The following is a 1,422-nucleotide window of genomic DNA, read 5'->3' as shown; positions in this document are numbered from 1 at the left end:
GAAAGAGCATGTTTTGATTGATTTTGTATCAAAAACATGCTCTAAGTTACAGGTGATAATTGGTTTCTTTCCGTTAAATCAGTTGAAATCTTTGAGGTTTTTTGACCAGCCATAAATTTCTTTTGATCTCTACACCTATCATTTTTATTTCATGTAAAAATCTTTGTTCAAATTTAATTTATTATTTTTACTTTTTCAATTTGTCCTCTGCTTTGATCCTATTCTCAGCTATTCTATATTTGACAATCTCGCTTATTAATTCATACGGAAGCGGCTTATCAATAGGGAACTGAACCGCCCCTTTAGAAGTTTTATATTCCGATAATTTATGTTTGAATGCAGCAATACCACTAGACGTTGGATAGAAGCCTATATGATTTTTATAGGCAGCGAAATAAACAAGATTTCCTTTCAAAGCAAAAGCAGGCATTTGATAACTTATCTTTTCTTCGGCATCTGACGCAGAATTTTTGATCACTTTTCTTAGCGTATTCAGTTTGTCCTGAACATCGGGAGGAAATTGTTCAATGTAATGATCAATGGATTGATAGGCAATTTTGTTTCCTTCCATAATTTCTCCTCTCCAAAATAAGTTTAATTATTATTAATGTACCATAATTTCTTTCTATAATTTCACATCTACCTTCTGTGCCACATAGATTTGGCCTTTTTGCTTGTACTTAAGGCGAAATCCTGCCGGTACGCAGTTGAAAGTGATGGTCAATCCCACATCGGCGACAAGATTATTTCCCTCAACCTTCCAGTTCACGGATTGATAGAGTGGAAATCGATGGTGAAAATAGGTTTCCCCACAAACATTGGCAGCTTTCCATACATGTCTGCGTCCCTTTACTTGGATTTTTTTATTTGTAGCGGTGATTTCAAAATCGCGTTCAATCGTGTGGACGGGGTTATCGATGTCCATCTCCTCGTAAGCCTTCCCACCATTTGCTGTTTCTACTTGTTGGAGGATATGTGCTTCCTTCTCTACTACCCATGTGCCAATACCAAGGGTTATAATAACCACGACTTCTTTTATTCCATCCTTATTGAGATCGATCACATGTAATTCAGGTATACGTGTTTCACTCATTGCTGCCGCCCACCCAAATGCTTCTACCACTTCTTTCCCAATTTTGACACGAAAATCCGTATATATTTCTTCTTTTGGATTTAGTGTCGCGTATAAATAAACCCCTTCTTTCTTGTTTGCAACGACTAAGGTTTGTTTTGGCTCGGTTGATTTTTCAGCAGATACTGTATTTGTTAGAAAAAATATTAGACAGCCTAAGATTGAAAGTGTCCTTTTCAATGCTTTCCCTTCTCTCGATGTGTTTGGCATTAGTTTGTGGCATATCAAAATTTTTCATGCTTTTGCATTTTTTTATTGATAGGCTCTGTTACACTTGCCTGTTGATTTCC

2 protein-coding genes are annotated in these 1,422 nt (G+C 36.4%); both read right to left on the bottom strand.

Translation table 11 applies throughout. The features are described from left to right. Positions 1-187: 187 nt before the first annotated feature. On the bottom strand, positions 188-571 hold the full coding sequence (locus V7137_RS10525; protein WP_335698042.1) for an iron chaperone: 384 nt from the start codon (positions 569-571) through the stop codon (positions 188-190). Positions 572-625: 54 nt separating this feature from the next. Then, positions 626-1,312, bottom strand: a complete 687-nt coding sequence (locus V7137_RS10520; protein ID WP_335698041.1) for a hypothetical protein — start codon at positions 1,310-1,312, stop codon at positions 626-628. Between the last annotated feature and the right edge of the window lie 110 nt (positions 1,313-1,422).

Origin of the sequence: Neobacillus drentensis (assembly GCF_036962765.1) — a bacterium.
Lineage (GTDB): Bacteria > Bacillota > Bacilli > Bacillales > Cytobacillaceae > Neobacillus > Neobacillus drentensis_C.
This window is presented reverse-complemented; position numbering and strand designations above follow the sequence as displayed.